The sequence below is a fragment of the Glutamicibacter ardleyensis genome, assembly GCF_014644555.1.
GTDB classification, from domain to species: domain Bacteria; phylum Actinomycetota; class Actinomycetes; order Actinomycetales; family Micrococcaceae; genus Glutamicibacter; species Glutamicibacter bergerei.
Window position 1 is genome coordinate 79,032 of sequence record NZ_BMKX01000004.1, and the last position, 18,700, is coordinate 97,731.

Annotated in this window: 13 protein-coding genes; 10 read left to right on the forward strand and 3 right to left on the reverse strand. The window is 52.2% G+C overall.

From position 1 onward, the window contains the following. The first annotated feature begins 9 nt into the window (after nt 1-9). The 5 genes from IEX04_RS09630 (at nt 10) to IEX04_RS09650 (ending at nt 10,946) form a co-directional block, all read left to right on the forward strand. Nucleotides 10-900: a glycosyltransferase family 2 protein gene (locus IEX04_RS09630; protein ID WP_188685387.1), complete on the forward strand. Its 891-nt coding sequence runs from the start codon at nt 10-12 to the stop codon at nt 898-900. 65 nt (nt 901-965) lie between these two features. Then, on the forward strand, nt 966-1,427 hold the full coding sequence (locus IEX04_RS09635; RefSeq protein WP_188685389.1) for an FAD synthase family protein: 462 nt from the start codon (nt 966-968) through the stop codon (nt 1,425-1,427). Between the two features lie 600 nt (nt 1,428-2,027). Continuing rightward, nucleotides 2,028-3,371 carry a stealth family protein gene (locus tag IEX04_RS09640; protein ID WP_188685391.1) on the forward strand — a complete coding sequence of 448 codons (1,344 nt, stop codon included), beginning with the start codon at nt 2,028-2,030 and terminating at the stop codon, nt 3,369-3,371. Between the two features lie 61 nt (nt 3,372-3,432). After that, on the forward strand, nt 3,433-6,945 hold the full coding sequence (locus IEX04_RS09645) for a CDP-glycerol glycerophosphotransferase family protein (RefSeq protein ID WP_188685393.1): 3,513 nt from the start codon (nt 3,433-3,435) through the stop codon (nt 6,943-6,945). A gap of 176 nt (nt 6,946-7,121) precedes the next feature. Continuing rightward, nucleotides 7,122-10,946, forward strand: coding sequence for a CDP-glycerol glycerophosphotransferase family protein (locus IEX04_RS09650; protein ID WP_188685395.1), 3,825 nt, complete (start codon nt 7,122-7,124; stop codon nt 10,944-10,946). Nucleotides 10,947-10,950: 4 nt separating this feature from the next. Here IEX04_RS09650 and IEX04_RS09655 read toward each other — a convergent pair whose 3' ends face one another. Continuing rightward, nucleotides 10,951-12,147 (reverse strand): CDP-glycerol glycerophosphotransferase family protein, encoded by a 1,197-nt coding sequence (locus IEX04_RS09655; RefSeq protein WP_188685397.1) that lies wholly within the window; start codon nt 12,145-12,147, stop codon nt 10,951-10,953. 331 nt (nt 12,148-12,478) lie between these two features. On the opposite strand from IEX04_RS09655, the gene IEX04_RS09660 reads away from it, so the two are divergent. The 5 genes from IEX04_RS09660 (at nt 12,479) to IEX04_RS09680 (ending at nt 15,765) form a co-directional block, all read left to right on the forward strand. Further along, nucleotides 12,479-13,000, forward strand: coding sequence for a YceD family protein (locus tag IEX04_RS09660; protein ID WP_096255359.1), 522 nt, complete (start codon nt 12,479-12,481; stop codon nt 12,998-13,000). Between the two features lie 2 nt (nt 13,001-13,002). Continuing rightward, nucleotides 13,003-13,206, forward strand: coding sequence for a 50S ribosomal protein L32 (gene rpmF / locus IEX04_RS09665; protein ID WP_096255361.1), 204 nt, complete (start codon nt 13,003-13,005; stop codon nt 13,204-13,206). A gap of 3 nt (nt 13,207-13,209) precedes the next feature. Further along, nucleotides 13,210-13,908, forward strand: a complete 699-nt coding sequence (rnc, locus tag IEX04_RS09670; RefSeq protein WP_188685399.1) for a ribonuclease III — start codon at nt 13,210-13,212, stop codon at nt 13,906-13,908. A gap of 9 nt (nt 13,909-13,917) precedes the next feature. Then, complete coding sequence (gene mutM, locus IEX04_RS09675; protein ID WP_188685400.1) at nt 13,918-14,847, forward strand: bifunctional DNA-formamidopyrimidine glycosylase/DNA-(apurinic or apyrimidinic site) lyase; 930 nt, start codon at nt 13,918-13,920, stop codon at nt 14,845-14,847. Between the two features lie 144 nt (nt 14,848-14,991). Continuing rightward, nucleotides 14,992-15,765, forward strand: a complete 774-nt coding sequence (locus IEX04_RS09680; protein WP_188685402.1) for a hypothetical protein — start codon at nt 14,992-14,994, stop codon at nt 15,763-15,765. Nucleotides 15,766-15,873: 108 nt separating this feature from the next. Here the strand turns inward: IEX04_RS09680 and IEX04_RS09685 are convergent, their stop codons facing one another. Next, nucleotides 15,874-16,590 (reverse strand): DUF6270 domain-containing protein, encoded by a 717-nt coding sequence (locus IEX04_RS09685; protein ID WP_188685404.1) that lies wholly within the window; start codon nt 16,588-16,590, stop codon nt 15,874-15,876. Between the two features lie 205 nt (nt 16,591-16,795). Continuing rightward, nucleotides 16,796-18,619, reverse strand: a complete 1,824-nt coding sequence (locus IEX04_RS09690) for a hypothetical protein (RefSeq protein ID WP_188685406.1) — start codon at nt 18,617-18,619, stop codon at nt 16,796-16,798. Between the last annotated feature and the right edge of the window lie 81 nt (nt 18,620-18,700).

The following is an 18,700-nucleotide window of genomic DNA, read 5'->3' on the forward strand; positions in this document are numbered from 1 at the left end:
AGGAAGAAAATGACGACAGGAACTTTGCCGCGCATTGGCGTTGTTGTCCTGACGATGGGAAATCGCCCCATCGAATTGAAACGCGCATTAGAGTCTTTGCTGGCACAGAAGAGCGTTCAAATTGATGCCGTGGTTGTAGGCAACGGGTGGGACCCTGTGGACATTCCGGCGCCCATCAAAACACACTTCCTTCCTGAGAACCTAGGTATTCCTGCAGGACGCAATGCAGGCGTGAACCATGTGCAAGGAGAATTCCTTTGCTTCCTGGATGATGATTCTTGGTTCCTCGACGAAGATTTTTTGATCACCTCCGTTGAACGTTTCAAGCGGTACCCGAAAATGGGACTCCTACAGCCCCGAATTACGGATCCTAAATCCTTAGAAAATGATCCAACGCGGTGGATTCCACGTCTTAATAAACGTACCGCCGAAGAACCGAGCAAGGTCTTCCACGTGGGGGAGACCTGCTTAGTCAGCCCCAGAGCACTTTTTGATGCGACTGGCGGGTGGGCCGCAGGTTTCTGGTACGCCCATGAAGGAATCGAACTCGCTTGGCGAATTTGGGATACCGGACATTATGTTTGGTACGCAGGGGACATGCGCATTGGCCATCCGGTTGTGGATCCGCGCCGACACGACGAGTTTTATCGCCTGAACGCTCGCAACAGAGTTTGGCTGGCACGAAGAAACTTGCCTGCACCGTTGTGTTGGATCTATCCGACATCTTGGTTACTGGTGGAGTGCCTCAGAATGCGGAAAAACCGCTCCGCGGTTCGTCAATACTTGGGTGGTTGGCGCGCTGGCTGGCGTGGTAGCCCATGGCACCGTGAAACTCGGCCTAAACTGAAGTGGTCTACCGTGCTTAGAATGACTCTGGCAGGACGGCCCCCAGTTCTTTAATCTGGCCGGCGGGCGCAGAGCCCACCACAATAACTATGCATCAGCAACATGACGTGGAGGTAAACATGGCTAAAACAGTTCTTACTTACGGTACGTTCGATTTGTTCCACATTGGACACCTGAACATTCTCAAGCGACTCAAAGAAAAGGGCGACCGTCTCGTAGTCGGCGTTTCTACCGATGAATTCAATGCGATCAAAGGCAAAAAGCCTATCGTGCCCTTCGCCCAACGGCTGGAGATCGTTCAAGCCATCAAGTACGTAGATCTGGCTATCCCGGAGGAAAACTGGGAACAGAAGCGTCTTGATATCAAAAAATATGATGCCAAGGTATTCGGCATCGGCGAAGACTGGCAGGGTAAGTTCGATGATCTGGATGACGAAGTCGAAGTAGTCTATCTGCCTCGTACCGCAGGAGTTTCGACTACCGAGATGAAGCGTGTGCTAAGCGAGTTTGATGAACGCCATGTCGAGTCATTGAAAAACACTCTCGACGCGCTAAGCCAGATTGTCAAAGAACTTAGCTAGGTCCCACGCGTCACACTAGGTCCAGAGGAGATTACTCCTGCCCATAGGCCTACTTCGCGCTTCATTAAAGTGCTCTCCAACTGGATGATGCCTGCGACTTTTAAGATCTGTCGGCAGGAGATGCGGGTACCTTGCTATTGCGTTCTCATTGACTGAAAAGAACACCGAACAAATCACCGAAATTACAATGAGTTTTGCAGACGCACACTCGCAAAACCATGGAGTGACAATGAGCAGGATGCTGTGTCGGCTACCGCAAGTTGACGCATCAGGTCGTGTGAGCGTAAATCGCGTCCGCTATTCAGGACGACAGCTTTGAAGTAACTTTCATCTGGATGGGATGACCATGGCAGCCCACAGCCGCCGGCGAATCCATTCACATCCCGCGGACGTTGCTTCAAGGGTGGAACCTTATCTCAACTCCACGGTTTTACATGTATGCGGACTCAAGTTTCATGGATCCAGCGTGGGACATCTAGTACTTGCGCAGAATATTCTCGGTGAAGTCTCGGACTGATCTCTGGTCTTGTGGACGAATTACGTTGTACGGCTACGTAGAATATAGGCGTACGTCAATGAATTTCGAGGATGGGTTTGCACGTGGACTTCGCTGGATGGAGAGGGAAAATCGGGCAGTTGCTGCCTCAACAACTTGTGCAGCAACTACTTAAATCTCGTATCAGCCTTGCGCCGGCTTCCGTTGGCAGCATCCTGGAATTACGCGAAGAGAACGAAACCGCTGTTCGTGCGATCGCGAATAGTGCTGGCATTGAATATACGTGGGATGAAAACTCGTGCAGGTTTGTCATTGGACGCGGGCCTTGGAACCTACTGCAGTCCGAACTTAGAGGAAACGGTTTATTTGTGGCTCAATTGGCCGAGGCCGGCTCTTACTCAGCCTCTGAGTCTTGGTCTGTGAGCCTCACATCCTTGGAATCGGGCGTACTTGGCGCCGGCGCGATGTGGGATGTATTTCCAGATACCCCTGACCCGATCCACGACGTGATGGATTACGTAGGTCCTGTTGACGCTGTGTATACGTGGGTTAATTCTGCGGATCCCACGTGGCAGACAGACTACGAGCAGGCGAAAGCAAATGCAGATGGTCACCTGAACAGCAGTTCCACTGATCCCGGACGCTTCGTATCTCATGATGAATTGAAGTTCTCAATTCGCTCCCTGGAACTCAATCTGCCATGGATTAACCACATTTATTTGGTCACTGCCGGGCAAGTCCCGTCATGGCTCGTAGAAGAACACCCGAAAATTACTATCGTTGATCATACGGAAATTTTGGATGCTAAGTGCCTGCCAACCTTCAACTCGCACGCAATCGAATCCCGGTTATCGTTCATTCCGGGGTTGGCAGAACGGTTCATCTACATCAACGATGATGTGTTTTTTGGAAGACCGGTCTCACCAAATGTGTTTTATGGTCCTGCAGGACAAGCGAAATTCTCGCTCTCGCCAGGACATTTTATGGATGCGGACGAGGTCGAACTACCTGTCAACTCGGCCGCCAAAAACAACCAATCGTTGATGAGATCCACATATCACCGGACAACATCGCGAAAGTTCAAGCACGTTGCGCATCCCCAATTGAGAAGCATCCACGAGCTGGCTTACAAACAGTATCCAGAAGAACTCGCCCGGACAGCCGGACATCAATTTCGCCATCCAGCGGATATCTCCTTACCATCGTCGCTAGCTCATCAACTCGCTGCCCGCACAGCGATGGGCTATCCGACGGAGATAGACTACGCATACCTTGATATAGGCGACAGCAACTTTGCCCTGCAAGCACTCAGGCTAACTCGCGGCGTGCTTCCACAAATGTTTTGTCTGAACGAAGTTCGCCAGAGCTCGCAGGTGCAACAGCAGGAACGGGTAATCAAAAACTTGTTCCAGAGTATGTACCGATATAGATCTTCATTTGAAAAGTAGAATCCGGTTTAGAGCCGGGTTCTCAACGATAGTGACGCACAAATTTAAGGAACACATCTCAGTGGCATTCAAGAAGCATTCCGCGCAGGCACTAGTACAGTCGCTGGTCAGCGATTTGCGAGACCAACGGCTAAAGCGGAAAACCTACCGCTACTACTCGGGCCATCACTCGTTAGCCGTGGAATCTGTCGACGGTCGGTTAAACGTCGAAGCCGAACTGAACTATGTACCGCGCGCTGTCGCCGTACTTCATGGACGCCACATCGTGTTTTCCGAGCCTGTCATCTCTAAATCTCACGAGTCTGCAGACCGTTTCCATGCCACAGCCACCTTAGGGCTGGACCAGGTTCTGGACGCTTGGGAAGAGTATCGCGAACTTGCGACGTCAGACTCTGATGAATTGGATCCAGAGGAAGACGGTGAAACCAAGTCCGAGATCGAAGAGGTCGAGGAGGAAGACGGGCTTCCTGCTGGAACCGTGAGGTTGGCATTTACTTTTGAATGCGAATACACAGAGCTGCCCAGCGCTATCGCCTGGATCCAAGTTGAACCACAGGGTGAACTGCTGCGTCGAAAAGAAGTCAAGGCCCTCGTAGAAGAAGGCGAACTTCTCCTGGATGGTCCGGTGATTGCCCACCGGATTATGGGGCGCTTTGAAAAGACTGAACTACTCGGTGCCGGCAGCTATCACACGGGCGAACGCAGCACCGGAGTATACGTCAACAAACGAGCCGAAATTTCGATTGGTATCAACCGTGAAGTTTCGCATTCGTATCGTATTCGGACGGATAAGACCCAGGTTCACGCGGGTATCCTTTCTCTCGCCGGAGTCCTAGACACCCAAACCGACCGCCTGACCGCCGCGCGATTAAGTGTCATTGCGCGCCGCACTCAAAGTGAGTTCGAAGCACCAGTTCAGCTGGACCTTGACTTGGACCTCGCCGAGCGCCGGTTCGGCAAGGCGACCTACAAGTGGCAAGCCGACTTGGATTTCGCTGCGCAGGATTGGGAGTTATTTGACCGAGGCGACAATTACGACATCTACCTGATGATCAGCCATGCCTGTAGCGACGAGGAACGGCGGATGCGTGTCACCAGGACACCATATATTGTCCGTTCCACTACGCAGGCCGGCGCCGTGCACAAGGGCAGCCAAACGCTGGCGATTTCTCCGTACTTCACCTTCAAAGCAAAATCGACGTCGTTGATTCTTGAGGTGTACGAGAAGGAAGCCTTCGCAGTGCTCGAAGACTCTCGCGCCAAGAGCTTCCCCGTCCTTGAGAGTGGAAGCAAGCCAATCTGGATTGTTGGCGAGCTTTCCTATAAAGCTCAAGACAATGCGCTACACCTGTTCCGCTATCTTCGTAGCCAACGCCAAGATATCGATGCGTATTACGTCATCGATGAAAATTCCCCAGATCTGCGAAACTTTGCTTCCATGGATCACGTTGTTTTCCACGGAAGCAAGGAGCATTTCGAACTCGCAACACGGGCTTCGCGATTTGTTGGTACGCATCATGCCGACTACCTGTATCCAACACGGCATCAGAGTTTCTCGGCAAGGACTCGTGCGACTCGCGTATTCCTGCAGCACGGAGTTATGGGAACCAAGTGGATGGTGCCGAACTACGGCAAGAATTCGCCGGGCTTCACCACCGACTTGTTCATGGTGTCTTCGGATCGAGAGAAACAATATATCGTTTCCGATTTCTTGTATTCACCGGAAGACGTCAAGGTCACCGGACTCTCGCGCTTTGACTCCCTGCTGGCAAACGACATTCCAACGAACAAGAATATGCTGCTGATCATCCCTACCTGGAGGGACTGGCTGCAAAATGAGGAAGCCTTCCTCGAATCGGCGTACCTCCAGGAATGGAAGGACCTGCTGTCATCACCTGAACTAGCGCAGATGGCAGCCAAGCACTCCCTGGAAGTAGTTTTCAGCCTGCACCCAAACATGCAGCACTTCCGTGAGCATTTCCAAGACACGCCCGCGCGATTAATCGTCCAGGGCGAAGTAGATGTCCAGGAGCTTATCAAAACCGCCGCGGTCATGGTCACCGACTACTCTTCCGTTGCATTTGACTTCAGCTTCCTTCACAAGCCCGTGCATTACTTCCAATTTGACCGTGCGAGGTTCCTGGGGAAACAGGGGTCCCATCTAGACCTTGACGCTGAACTTCCAGGCCGCATTGCGTTCGACAGCGCCAGCCTGCTCACTGATCTTGCTGAGACCATGGACCGTGGAAAGAGCATGGAGCCACAGTTTGTTCAGCGCGCAGATGTTTTCATTTCGCACCGCGACCAGAACAACAGCCAGCGTGTGACCGAGGAAATTGAGAAAGCAGCTCTTCGCAAGCGTTCCCAGGATGGCTGGAAAGCAGAACTCCCCGAAAAACTGAAAGGCCGCTTCCGCAAGAACAAGCGGTATTACTCGGTGATGCGGGCCATGTTCAAGACGGTCTCGCGGACCCCGATGGATGAGAATCTCGTAGTTTTTGAATCGGGTCTGGGCAAGCAATATGGTGACTCACCGCGATACATTTACGAGGAGCTCGTACGCAGTGGCGATACCCGCAAGAAAGTTTGGATCTATTCAGGCGCGCACCGCTTCACCGATCCGAATACCATCACTATCCAGCGCCTGTCTCCGGAGTACTTCTGGTATTTGGCCAGGGCCAAGTTCTGGGTAACCAACCAGAGCTTCCCGCACTATTTGCGCCGGCGCAAGAACGGCATTTATCTTCAGACCTGGCACGGTACGCCGCTGAAGCATATGGCGTTGGATATCGAAGAAATCCATGGTCGTGATGAAGGTTATGTGCAGCGGGTACTCAATGCGACCAAACAATGGTCGCACTTGATTTCACCGTCAAAGTACACTACCGACGTCATGAAGTCGGCGTACTCGTTCTCCGGAACTGCCACCGAACTGGGCTATCCGCGCAATGATATCCTCATGGCTCCTGACGCCGCGGCACGTGAAGTCTCGATACGCGAAGGATTGGGACTTGCTCCGAACGTTCGTACGGTGCTTTATGCTCCGACCTTCCGCGACGACGCTGGAACCGGGCGTGGGCGCTTTAAGTTTGAGCTGCCGATGGACCTTGAAGAGTTTGATCGCCGATTTGGCGAGGACACCGTCCTGCTGCTGCGCATGCATGTACTGGTATCTAATGCGATCAGCATTCCGGAGGAACTCAACGCACGCATTTTAGACGTTTCTGGATACCCGGATATCCAGGAACTTTACCTTGCCGCAGACGTGCTGATCACCGACTATTCTTCAGTGTTCTTTGACTATTCGTTGCTTCGCCGGCCTGTCGTCTTCTACGCGTATGATCTGGAAAGCTATCGCGATAACCTGCGTGGATTCTATCTTGACTACCAGAACGAAATGCCTGGTCCGATTGTTGAAACCGAAGCGGAACTTTGGGATACCGTCGCCGATGCCCTGGAAGGCAAAAACATCGGGGGAGTGGAACGAGAAGCATTCGTGAAACGGTTCGCACCACAAGATGATGGTTTTGCCTCACGCAGAGTCGTTCAGAAGTTCTTCCCGCAGAACAATTAGCGTCAGTACTTAGCCCGGCAGTCTTCAAGGCTGCCGGGTTTTCGCGCTCTTGGATACCAACACGGGAGTAATAACCAATTCTGGCTGGCGTTATAAGGCAGAATCATCTGGTGGGCATTGAACCACGGGGTGATCTCTTCCGTGGAATGGCTTAGGTCGATGGTAAAAGGGTTAAAGTGAACAGGTATAGTCTCCGTGTTGTCTTAGGAATTGGACGACGTCTCGAACGTCGCGGCAGGTATCGCCTGGCTGCAGTTTTCTATGAACGGGTACTGAAAACCAAGATCCTGAAATCCGACGAGGTTCGGTTCCGTTTAGGGCTGTGCCAATACAAGTCAAAGAAATACTCGCTGGCCATGTCCAACATGGAAATGGCCATTGCACACCAGCCCCATCTCTATGGCTGGATCCAATCGTTGGCATTGAACATGCAACGCATGAAAAAATTTGATCGTGCCTTGGAATTGTTTGCCGTCGCCTGCGCCGGACAGCCGCACAATGTTCGCTGGCATCAGCGTTATGCCAAGTGTGCGGTAGCGGCGCGCAACAAAGACTTGGCCGGGAATATCCTTGAAACTTTGGTGACCAAGTACCCCTTGGATCCTGAGACTTCCGAAGCTCTCGCGACCCACCTGCTGGTTACCGGCCAACGCTGGCGAGAACTCGAAGTACGAATTAACTTTTCTCACGTTCATAGCCAAGACGCTCAGTGGATGTTCCTCTCGGGCCAGGCGGCACAGTTCATGTCCCGTTTCGACCAAGCACGAGACTTTTATCTGGAAGCCGTCGCACTCGAGACACAGCATTCGAAGGCCTGGTACGGGCTGGCGCGCGCTTATGAAGAGCTGGGAGACCACGAAAGTTCCAGTGACGCTGATGCGCAAGCTGTGCTTACCTCTGGTAACGAGCGGATACATAAGCTCGGCATTGGCCGGTTGCATGAGCGTGAAAGTGACTGGAACCGAGGCGAACGGTCCTATCGGCGGGCACTGAATGAATCCGGTGATCCAGAAATTCGGCAAGCGTTGAATTACCGCGCGGGAGAAGTGAACAGCAAGCTGTTCAATCTTGATGTTGCCGCCAAGTATTTCGGTGAATCTCGAGCCACGGCTACGAGCATTGAAGAACAAGTCATCTCTGCCTACGCGCAAGCACGTGCCTATGCGCGTGCGGATGATTTTGCCAGTGCCGCCAATACCTACTCCACATTTGTCGAATTACTTCCGGAGCAGAGCCGGGTAGAAATTCCTGTAGCGCTTTACCGATATGCCCACGCGCTGCATCAACTGGGTAGGTATGAACAAGCAACAAATGTCTATTTGCGGGCCGCAGATGCGTGGGGGTACCTCACCGATGAGCTCAAAGTGCCGGCGGTTGCTGGCCCCCGCGCCGCAGAATGCATAGAACTTGCCCAAAGCGCCGAGGATCGGGAGCAATGGCAGCTGGCCGCTGATAGCTACCGTGACGCGTTGTGGCACACCTCAACCACGCAGCGTATGTGGCAAGCCCGTGCCGGACAGGCGCTCAGCAAAATCAGCGAGCCACAACTGGCCTGTCAGTACTTTGAGAACATGCTGCTTTTCAACGAAATTGCAGTCGCAGGAATCGGGAACGCGCTCAAGGGTGCGGGACGCCACCGTGGAGCACTGTTCATTCATGCATCCGAACAGTTGCCATTGGAAGAGAAGCTCGTAGTTTTTGAATCCTCACACGGTAAGAATATTCATTGCCACCCTTTGGCAATCTTCCTGCAGATGCGCAACGATCCACGCTTTGAGGGTTTCCGCTACGCCTGGGTCTACAACGACCATACACAAACCCCGGCGCAACTAGCCGACTATCCAGACGTCGCAGTCATCAAGCAGCATTCGGATGCTTACATACGATTACTCGGTACGGCGAAGTACCTGGTGAATAATGCAACGTTCCCAACGTATTACGCGCGTAGGGAGGGGCAGCAGGTACTGAACACCTGGCATGGCACGCCGCTGAAGTTCATGGGCAAGCTCGTTAAAGGCGCGGTGGGTGAGCACCGGAATGTGCAACGCAATTTCCTTCAAACCACGCACCTGATGGTACCCAATGAGCACACCTTGAAGACTCTCTCCATGGACCATGACCTGGATGGCATCTTCCCAGCCAAGGTGGCCCTGACTGGCAGCCCTCGCATTGATTCGATGATTAACCTCAGCCAGGAACGAAAAGATGAAATTCTAAGCCTGCTCGGAATTGATGCGCAGAGTAAAGAGCCGGTCGTTCTTTTTGCGCCCACGTGGCGCGGTCAGCTCAACGACCGAAGCTACGATGTGAATTCTCTAGTCTCGGATGTTGCACGGATGGCCAACGGCGCGCACCACATGTTGTTCCGCGCACACCGCTTTGCCGAGCAGCTCATCGGCGATGCCGAGCTGGATGCGGCCATTGTGCCCGCGTCCATCGACACCAATGAGTTACTGGCGGTAGTCGACATACTCATTACCGACTACTCCTCGATCTTCTACGACTTCCTGCCTGCACGTAAGCCAGTTCTTTTCTATACGCCAGATTTTGCATCCTATGACGCCGAACGCGGCCTGTATTTTGACAGGGCTACCTGGCCTGGCTCTGTCAGTGACAGCATTGACGAGTTAGTTGATGAATTGCACCTTGTGCTGGATACCCCCGCGGTCAAATTGCATGAAAACTTCGCGGATAACGCCGCTGAATTCGCGCCTTTGGAAGATGGGGAGGCAAGCAAGCGCGTGATTGAATTCTTCTTCTTTGAAGACGATTCACACGTACTTGCGCCTGCATTGGAGCAACGCACCAAACTGTTGTTCTATCAGGGCCCGTTTAAGCCCAACGGCATTGCCACGGCATTCGTTAACTTGATTGGTGCGCTAGACCCAGACAAGTACTTGGTCACTGTGGCCGTGGACATGAATGCAACTGCTGCTGACCCGGCAGCACTGGAGATCCTCAACTCGCTGCCGAGCCATGTAAAGGTGCTTCCGCGCGCGGGCACCACAGCCATGTCGGCAGAGGAACGTTGGGTTTCGGATTCGTATCATGCACAACGCGGATTCAGCTCGCCCGAGGCAGAACAAATTCACCTCAACACCATGGCCAGAGAAATGCGCCGCAGTTTCGGGGCTGCCCACTTTGACGTCGCAATCAACTTTGAAGGGTACTCGCGGTTCTGGGCGGCACTTTTTGCTGCAGCACACAGCCACGCAACAAAAACTTGCATCTACCTCCATAACGACATGGTGGGCGAGTGGCTCCTACGTTTTGGCAGCATGCCGGGCCTCTTCGCCACCTATCCCCACTATGACCGCCTGGTTTCCGTCACGGACAGCGTTGGCGAAGTTAACGAACGCGAACTGGGTCAACGTTTTAATATCGACCCAGCTTCGTTTACCGTTTCCGAAAATCTGTTGGACCTCGTAAAACCTGCGCAATGGTCACAACTGTCTGAAACGGTGCATGAGTTCCCCGGCGAAGGCCTTACGGTCTTCGCCAATATGGCACGTCTTTCCCCAGAAAAAGGACAGGCCAAACTGCTGCGCGCATTCGCGGAAGTCCACGCAGCTAATCCGAACACGCGCCTGTTGCTTATCGGTGATGGTCCTCTGCGGATGACCCTAGAAGAGCAGATTCTTGAACTGGGACTGGATGGCAAAGTCGCAATAACAGGGCTGTTGGCAAATCCGTTCCCCACGTTGAAATCTGCAGACTGCTTTGTCTTCTCTTCCGACTACGAAGGTCAGGGCCTTGCCCTGATCGAAGCCATGATGCTTGGCCTTCCGGCAATCTCCACCGACGTTGTAGGTTCACACAGTGTGCTGGTTGGCGGCTACGGACAATTAGTCGAGAACTCCGTTGCAGGGTTAAAGGAGGGAATGAAAAAGTACCTCGCAGGGTATCGAGCCGAGCGGGAGTTTGATGCTGCTAGTTATCAGAAACAGGCCTTGAAACAGTTCGAATCACTTGTTGAGCAGCCTGCGCAAGTCTTGCAATAAAAAGTTAGTTCTCTAGCAGGTCCAGTGTCTCTGAAATGAATCTGGACATGCTGGCTCCGGGGGTGATGTCTCCGAAGTAACGTTCAATCAGAGCGTTGCGTTCGGCATCATCCGAGTCCATAGCGTGGTGAATCAGCTCCGCAGCTTGGCCAGCCTGCATTGAATCCATACTGGGCAGCTGCTCCAGAGCCGGAGAATCTGCCACTACTGCTTCGGAAGATACCGGAGTGGTAATAAACATTGGTTTACCCGTGGCGAGGAAGTCGTAGGCAACCGCAGAAATATCGGTGATGCAGGCGTCCGCCTTAGCCCACTGCCAACCCCAATGCGCCGTATCGTCAAAAAGCAGCCGGCCTGCAGAACTAGAATTTCCGGCCTCTAGTTTTTCTCGAATCCGAGATACATCAGCACCGTACTCTTTGATGTTGACACCGGACCGTGGATGCGGGCGGAAAATTACGTTGAAGCCTCCGTCATTTATCAGTGATTCAATAATTTGGACGCCGTGGCTCGACACGGATCCGTAATTCATCGAGGGACGGTCACCTTCCCACGTGGGGGCGTACAGCACGGTAGGCAACTTGTTATTCAGTGAATAGGGAGCTAAATACGTGGCGTCAATCTGAGGCCGTCCAACGAGTTTGGTGCGCTCTGTGGCATCGTAGTTGCGCAAGTTCTTCGCCAGGCGATCCCGAGCCGCCTGACCAGCCCCAAAAACGTAGTCATAAGACTTCAGCTGATTTGACCACATATAGGCCTTTTCGCTTTCGCCGTGGCAGATAAAGACATGATTCGGTTCATTGAGTCGGATCATCTGGAAGTTCTTGATGTTCTGGTTGACGTAAAAGACGACATCAATACGTTGTGAATTAATGAGGGCTTCTACGTCACCGATTGTTGGTGCTAGAAATACCGGCAGTGGGCATTCCTCGGATAGCTCCAATGCTGTTCCGGCCTGTCGGGCAATCACGACTACCGGAACTGACTGTGCCAGCTGCTGCAGCGGCGCATACCATTGGCGCAATTGATAAGCATTGACCATGTCATCTGCAAAGTACAGGGCCACCCGGTAGCGATGCTCGCCTTGGGGGAGCCGGAACAGATGCTGAGCGTGACGATTTACGTGCGAGCGTTGTTGCTGCGCGGTGAGACGCTTATTGGCGTAGTCAACTGCACTGGCCAAAACTGGTAAAGCACGCATGAGAACCCTTAGTGATGATGAAACCTGAGACAATCCTATGCGTGTGATCTATTGTTTATCCAAAAGATATGCCCTAGCGCAGGAGTGTTCAGCTTCCATACTCTGCCATGCGTGAGATAAAGTGTGTTCAGTGCAACAACGATTCTTAGTCAGCGGAACGGTTTTCAGTTTGGGAACTAGGCTCCGCGCAAGCTAAGATGAAATGTCGGACTATGTTTAAGTAGGAGTCATCATTAGCGGTAAGCGTTCTGATCGATCGTCACACGGCGAACTCGATCGCAAGTCGCCATTGGTTATATCAGCCATGGAGCTCGGTCGTGCACCAGGATCCATGAGGACTCTCAACGAGCAAGTCCCGGCACCCGCAGATGTGGGTAACGCACTCATTGGTATTCGTGGAGGATCTGAGGTTTCCTTAGATCTTCGCCTTGAAGCTGTACACGAGGGCATTTTGGTATCCGGCATCGCCACGGTGGAAATCGCTGGCGAATGTGGACGGTGCCTTAATCCTATCGGGTTCAAGTACGGGGCTGATATTCAGGAACTCTTCTACTATGAAGATAGTGATGAATTCGAAGAAGATGATGATGTAGATCAGTATTGGGTTATCGGTGACCACATGGACATCGATCCGGTATTGCGGAACGCAGTGGGAACTGTCCTGCCGTTTCAGCCGGTATGCCGGGACGATTGTTTAGGACTTTGCAATGAATGCGGAGCCAACCTGAATGATGATCCTGAGCACCACCACGAGGTAGTTGATCCTCGTTGGGCAGCGCTTGCGCAGTTGTCCGAGGCCGCCACAGAAGATGTGGCAACAGACAAAACGTCAGACGAGAGAGAAGAGAAGTAGTCGTGGCTGTTCCAAAGCGGAAGATGTCCCGTGCGAATACTCGTGCCCGCCGTGCACAGTGGAAGGCTACCGCGCCGAGCTTGGTGAAAACCATGGAAAACGGTCGCGTTACCTACAGCCTGCCTCACCAGGCAAAGGTTGTCACTGACTCAGCAGGTACCGAGTTGTTCCTTGAATACAAGGGTCGCAAGGTAGCAGACGTCTAAGACATGTCTTCTAAAGAAGAACTTTTGAAGCGTCTCGGAATCAACTTAGATTCCGAGACGCTTCATCTTTCATTGACCCACCGTTCGTATTCATACGAAAACGGTGGCATACCCACGAACGAGCGCCTGGAGTTCCTCGGCGACTCCATTCTGGGATTCTGCGTTGCAGAACATCTTTATCAGAGCTTCCCGGATCTGGCTGAAGGTGACCTCGCGAAGCGTCGCGCCGCAGTAGTCAGTACACGTGCACTGGCCAGCATCGCCCGAGAGCTCGAAATCGGCAAACATATTCTTTTGGGACGCGGCGAAAGCCAGTCCAACGGTGCAGATAAATCCTCCATCCTCGCCGACACCATGGAAGCGCTCATTGGCGCTGTTTACCTGTCCCACGGCATGGACGAAGCACGCCAGATGGTCATGCGCTTTATTGGACCGCTTCTTTCGGATCCTCTGTTGCTCGGCGCTGCCACCGACTGGAAAACCGTCATTCAAGAAGAAGTCGCTGCGACCAAAAATGGTGAAATGCGTTATGCGGTCACCGGCTCAGGCCCAGATCATGCACGCTCCTACGTGGCAGAACTTCTTATTGCAGACAAGGTCTATGGCACCGGCTCCGGTCCTTCCAAGAAGGAAGCCGAACAAGAAGCCGCACATAACACCTGGAACATGCTTCACCCCGGTGAAGACCTCCCGGCAAACTAAAGTTGCACCATGCCTGAACTCCCTGAAGTGGAAGTTGTACGTGTTGGACTCGACAAGTGGGTAAGAACCCGCTTGATCGAGTCCGTCCAGGTGCTTGACCCACGTTCGGTTCGCCGGCATATCGATGGTGCTCAAGACTTTGAAGAAACACTTACGGGCTGCACGCTGAGATCAGTTGTGCGCCGAGGCAAATTCCTCTGGATGGACCTCGAAGGTCTGCCAGAACCCACAGCACTCGTAGCCCATCTCGGGATGAGTGGGCAACTGCTTGTCGAAGAACCAGAAGCTCCGGATGAAAAGCACCTCAAGGTGCGCCTATCTCTGGCCGAGCGGTCTGACGCGCCGAGCGAACTACGTTTTGTTGATCAGCGTATTTTCGGCGGGATGTTCCTCTCTCCGCTAGTTCCCACTATGGACGGTTACCCCGGTGGCGCAGGCAGCGAGCAGCCATTGATCGCGCAGGCGGCGTCGCATATCGCTCGCGACGTCTTGGACCCACATAGAGATCCACATGATTTGTACTTGGCTCTACGCAAGCGCTCCACAGACCTGAAGCGTGCCATCCTTGACCAAGGAATTATTTCCGGCGTTGGAAACATCTACGCTGACGAAGCCCTGTGGCAGGCAGGCCTCTCAGGATTGCGAAATACAGCAACGATACGCCGTCCAGAAGTCACCCGGTTGTACAACGCGCTCGTCGACGTGATGACCCGGGCCCTGGAAGCTGGCGGAACAAGCTTCGACTCCCTTTATGTCAATGTCAACGGCGCCAGTGGTTACTTTTCGCGGTCGCTCAATGCCTACGGACGCGAAGGAAAAACATGCGTTCGTTGCGCGGATAACGGCCGTGAATCGCTCATCCGCCGAGACCCCTTTATGGGACGTTCATCTTACAGTTGCCCGGTATGCCAACCAAGGCCGCGGCACAGAAACCGATAATGTAATCGCCGGTTCCATGCCCTACGTTGCGTCGTAAAGAATGGCTTCCCCTGTGACCTGCTCATAATTAACTGGTAAGAGATTTTCGGGCTAATATTTGATTATCCTCAGCATTTTTGCGCGTTGAAAGGAAGTTTACGCAGGATGGAATCACCTAACGTAACTGTTCTAAATCGAAAGTCCATTTCCGGACTTCCGATCCACGGAAAGCTAGCGCTGAATCGTGGTGCTCAGAAGCTTGTCTGTTTCATGCCCGCTGCGCTCCCGAAGAAATTGGACAGAGATCCGCTCCAACTTTCTCGCTTCCGTTGGCGTGAATCGTTGACCAAGTACCATGTGTTGGCACTGGCCGATCCCGCGATGACGTTACACTCTGAGCTTCTAGGTGGCTGGTATATCCATCCTGATGCAGACTTAATCGTGGAAATGGCTGACTTGGTTTCTGACCAAGTCAAAGTTTTGGGCCTTGAAAATTCCGATATTCTGTTTTATGGTTCCTCCCTAGGCGGGTATGGAGCTTTGGCCATGGCTTCCTTGTTGAAAGGAGCTACAGCTATCGCGGAGGTCCCTCAAATTGACGTCTCCAAATGGAGTGTCCGGATAGCGGTTAAAGCAATTGAACAGCATATCCTTAAGCAGACGTTTGACGATTTCCGCTTGGTACAGCCGCATAAAGTCGACCTGCGGGATCGCTTTAGGCTTTCCGGCGTCGTACCTCAGTTTAAGATCATAACCAACGAAAAGGACGCTACTTTCGATCTCCAGAACGAGTTCATGAGTGACATCAAAAACTTGGGTATTCCTTTATATGGTGTACAGCGATTGCATTGTATTACGGAGTTATCTGGTCACAAAGCACTCGGTCAAGAATTAGTTATCAAGGAGATTGACGAATGGGCATCTACTTCACTAATCTAAACGACTACGAGTGACTTTAAGCGCACTATGATGTTAAATCGCTCATTGAACTGAAACGGGCTACGGGTAGCACTTTGCAAAGTGTTTGATTCGCACAAATTTGCGACGCTATTTGAGGCTCAGTGCGGACACAATAAAGTCGTAGAACTCGCTCTGGTAGTGGTATGGAGCGGGCCCCCACTTGTGATCTTCTGTTGATTTACTGACCTCAGCTGGAGGGACAATCATCTGGAAACCTAATTCTCGCAAGTGCTCGAAGTAAGGTTCATAAAGGCTATTTCCTTTTTCAGAACTCCAATTGCGGTAACGCGGCGTTGCACTACCTTGGACTGTTTCATCCGTCCATGCTGACTTAATCAGGTAGGTTTTGTCGAAAATTCCGAGGTCTACAAGCGATTTTTTAAAGGTATTGGCTGCATTCTTCCAAAGGTTAAAGTGAATTTCGGTGCCCATCGGGACCGAGGCTTTTGCTACAGCGGAGGATTCCATGAGCTCGGATTTTTTGAGCTCGGCAGAATTCGTAATGTAAGTTCCGCCAGATAATCGGAAGACACCAAGTCTCTCGCTAAGAATGTCGAATAGAAAAACGTCAACATCATCCGCGACCTTGCGAATAGTAGGCAGGAGATTTGACTGAATGTCGCCTTTCACCATACGAGAATTGAATTGGGCCGACAATCCGCGCATGTTGATGCGTGTTTCGGGTTTAGACGACGCGCTGATGAGGGACTGCCGGGCGACGTAAGCAAGTAGAGTATGTTCGTCCTTGACCAACTCAAAGGTGTCGCGAGAAACGCATCCGCCATAGATGAGAAAGTTAGCCATGAGGTCCTGTCATAGTTGGGATAATTGAGTTTTCCGACAATTCTGGGCAGTTCGCTAAATGATCACGGGAAATTAGAATTCTACCGCAGTTATGAATCACGGTTGGGATTCTCGCTTCATCCTGAACTGTGCCGTGGAAGCAATGCTACGTCGGATCTTTCGTTGCCAGACAGGTGAAAAGGTCATGATTTCGACAGTGGAATTACTAGCCAAAGCTCAACCAAGTGAGGATACCGCCAAGACTGTAAAGGTCACGAAGCTGCTTTTTAGTCATGACATTGGACGTGATCAGTTTCTCGACATAATTGGCGTCAACCAAGTCGAATATCTGGCTTTCACGAGTTTGCTCATAGGCGCTAGCCAGCAATTCTTTGCCGGTATTTTTGTAAACGATCTGCCAAAAGCTGACTCCCATCTTGTTGGCTTCAAGTGTTTTGACACGACGATCTGCAGGCGTTAGCTCCGGCTCCTTCGCGCTGATGCGAGATAAGGTCTGCAGGAACGGGCTGGTTTCTGTCGTCGAGGGTGTAAGAGCATTTTTGAAATCGATGGGATTGTCTTTAGCCGGCCAGCCAAGAGTTTCAGGTGGTCGACGGAAACCGCGCAATGCTTCGTTGAATCGGTCATAGTCAAAAGGTTGGGACACCAAGTCTGAGAACATTGAATCCATGAGATCGAAACCAACGATATTCGACATGCGGGAGGATTGTGTGGTTCGTCGGCTAAGTTCAAATCCTGCGACGGAGTAGAGCGGATCGAATCTAGAACCAATGCGACTCCAAAGCAACGAAGTTTGCCCAATATGATAGCGATTACGGACATGTGTATAGAAGGCATCCGCCACGAAGTCAGTTCCCGCGTAACAGTCATCAAGGAACTCGAATTTGGTCATCAGCTTAGCTGATACTTCCTGCACAGCCCGCTCTGAGACATAGCTATTTTTATTGCGAGCGCTTGGCATGAAGCTTGAGACCAACAGATTCTTGTCTAGCTTGCCGCCGCTATGGATCACCCGGTTGCCGTAAAATGTGCGGAGCACTTCGCCATAGCCGCCACCCATCGCCGCGACGTTGACTGAGACTTCTCGTCCGTGCGGACCAGTGTTGGTGATGCCACCGCTGGCAAAGAGAGCGCCCATGAGTCGTTCGGACATGTTCTGAGTGGGAGCAGTTGTCAGGCCTGCACCGTTGGTACGTCTCAACGAGAACCGACGCGTCAAACCATCTGCGATGACACGATCCGTAGATCCATCAGGACCTGAGCAAAACAAGTCGATTTTATCGTGGAGTCCCAGATTAAGAATTGCGGAGAGTACGAGTCTCGAATCGAATCCACCAGTAAGATGTGAAATAACTTGATCTGCGCCCGAATTAGCGATCGCGTTTACGTTGCTCAAGACATCATTGCGGAGGGTGCTGAAAACCTCGTACAGGGACATGGACGAGTACTCGTCCAGGATTTTGTAGTTCTGTACGCGGACCTGGGATTCTTTCAATACCAAGTACTGGAATGGCTCGATTGACTTAACATTTTTATAACTCGATGCAGTCAAACCTCCATTTCCCAACAAGAGGCGTTCAACCTGGAACTGGGGATCCTTTACCATGTTGACGCCACGATCTTCAGCAGCCTTCGCCAGCTCGACATTTGAAGTGCTGATGAACACTTGGCCGGGCTGCTCTAAATACAGCGCCACGGCACCACCAAGTGGGTCTGGTAGACAAGCACTCCACGATTCGGCCGTATCTTCAACATAGAGGGCGCCGGGGTTCTTTGCGCCACGGGCCCACCAATCTGCAATCAATTCCACCGGCCAGCGAGCAGCTGCTTGTGGAAGAACGAATTCAAGATCGGCTGTTCGTCTCACGCACGTGCCATCAAGTACGACGCTACCGTCAACCCAGAATCGTCGGTTTCCGCGAACCACAGGTTCTTGGTGCGGGTGCTGGACAACCCGGCTAACGGAACCTTCCACAGAGGTAGGTGCAGAGCTAATAATCACTGGTGCGGTCAGTCTGATCTTTTCCACGCTGATCCTTAATAATTGAGGTATGTCGGGGCCTGTTGGCAGGTCATGTTCTGTACCCACTCCACTTGTTGTGATGGTATT

Bases quoted from the DNA above. Each gene is read 5' to 3' on its own strand.
- IEX04_RS09630 (WP_188685387.1), top strand. From the start codon at position 10: ATGACGACAGGAACTTTGCCGCGCATTGGCGTTGTTGTCCTGACGATG.
- IEX04_RS09635 (WP_188685389.1), top strand. From the start codon at position 966: ATGGCTAAAACAGTTCTTACTTACGGTACGTTCGATTTGTTCCACATT.
- IEX04_RS09655 (WP_188685397.1), bottom strand. From the start codon at position 12,147: ATGCGTGCTTTACCAGTTTTGGCCAGTGCAGTTGACTACGCCAATAAG.
- IEX04_RS09660 (WP_096255359.1), top strand. From the start codon at position 12,479: ATGAGGACTCTCAACGAGCAAGTCCCGGCACCCGCAGATGTGGGTAAC.
- rnc (WP_188685399.1), top strand. From the start codon at position 13,210: ATGTCTTCTAAAGAAGAACTTTTGAAGCGTCTCGGAATCAACTTAGAT.
- mutM (WP_188685400.1), top strand. From the start codon at position 13,918: ATGCCTGAACTCCCTGAAGTGGAAGTTGTACGTGTTGGACTCGACAAG.
- IEX04_RS09680 (WP_188685402.1), top strand. From the start codon at position 14,992: ATGGAATCACCTAACGTAACTGTTCTAAATCGAAAGTCCATTTCCGGA.
- IEX04_RS09685 (WP_188685404.1), bottom strand. From the start codon at position 16,590: ATGGCTAACTTTCTCATCTATGGCGGATGCGTTTCTCGCGACACCTTT.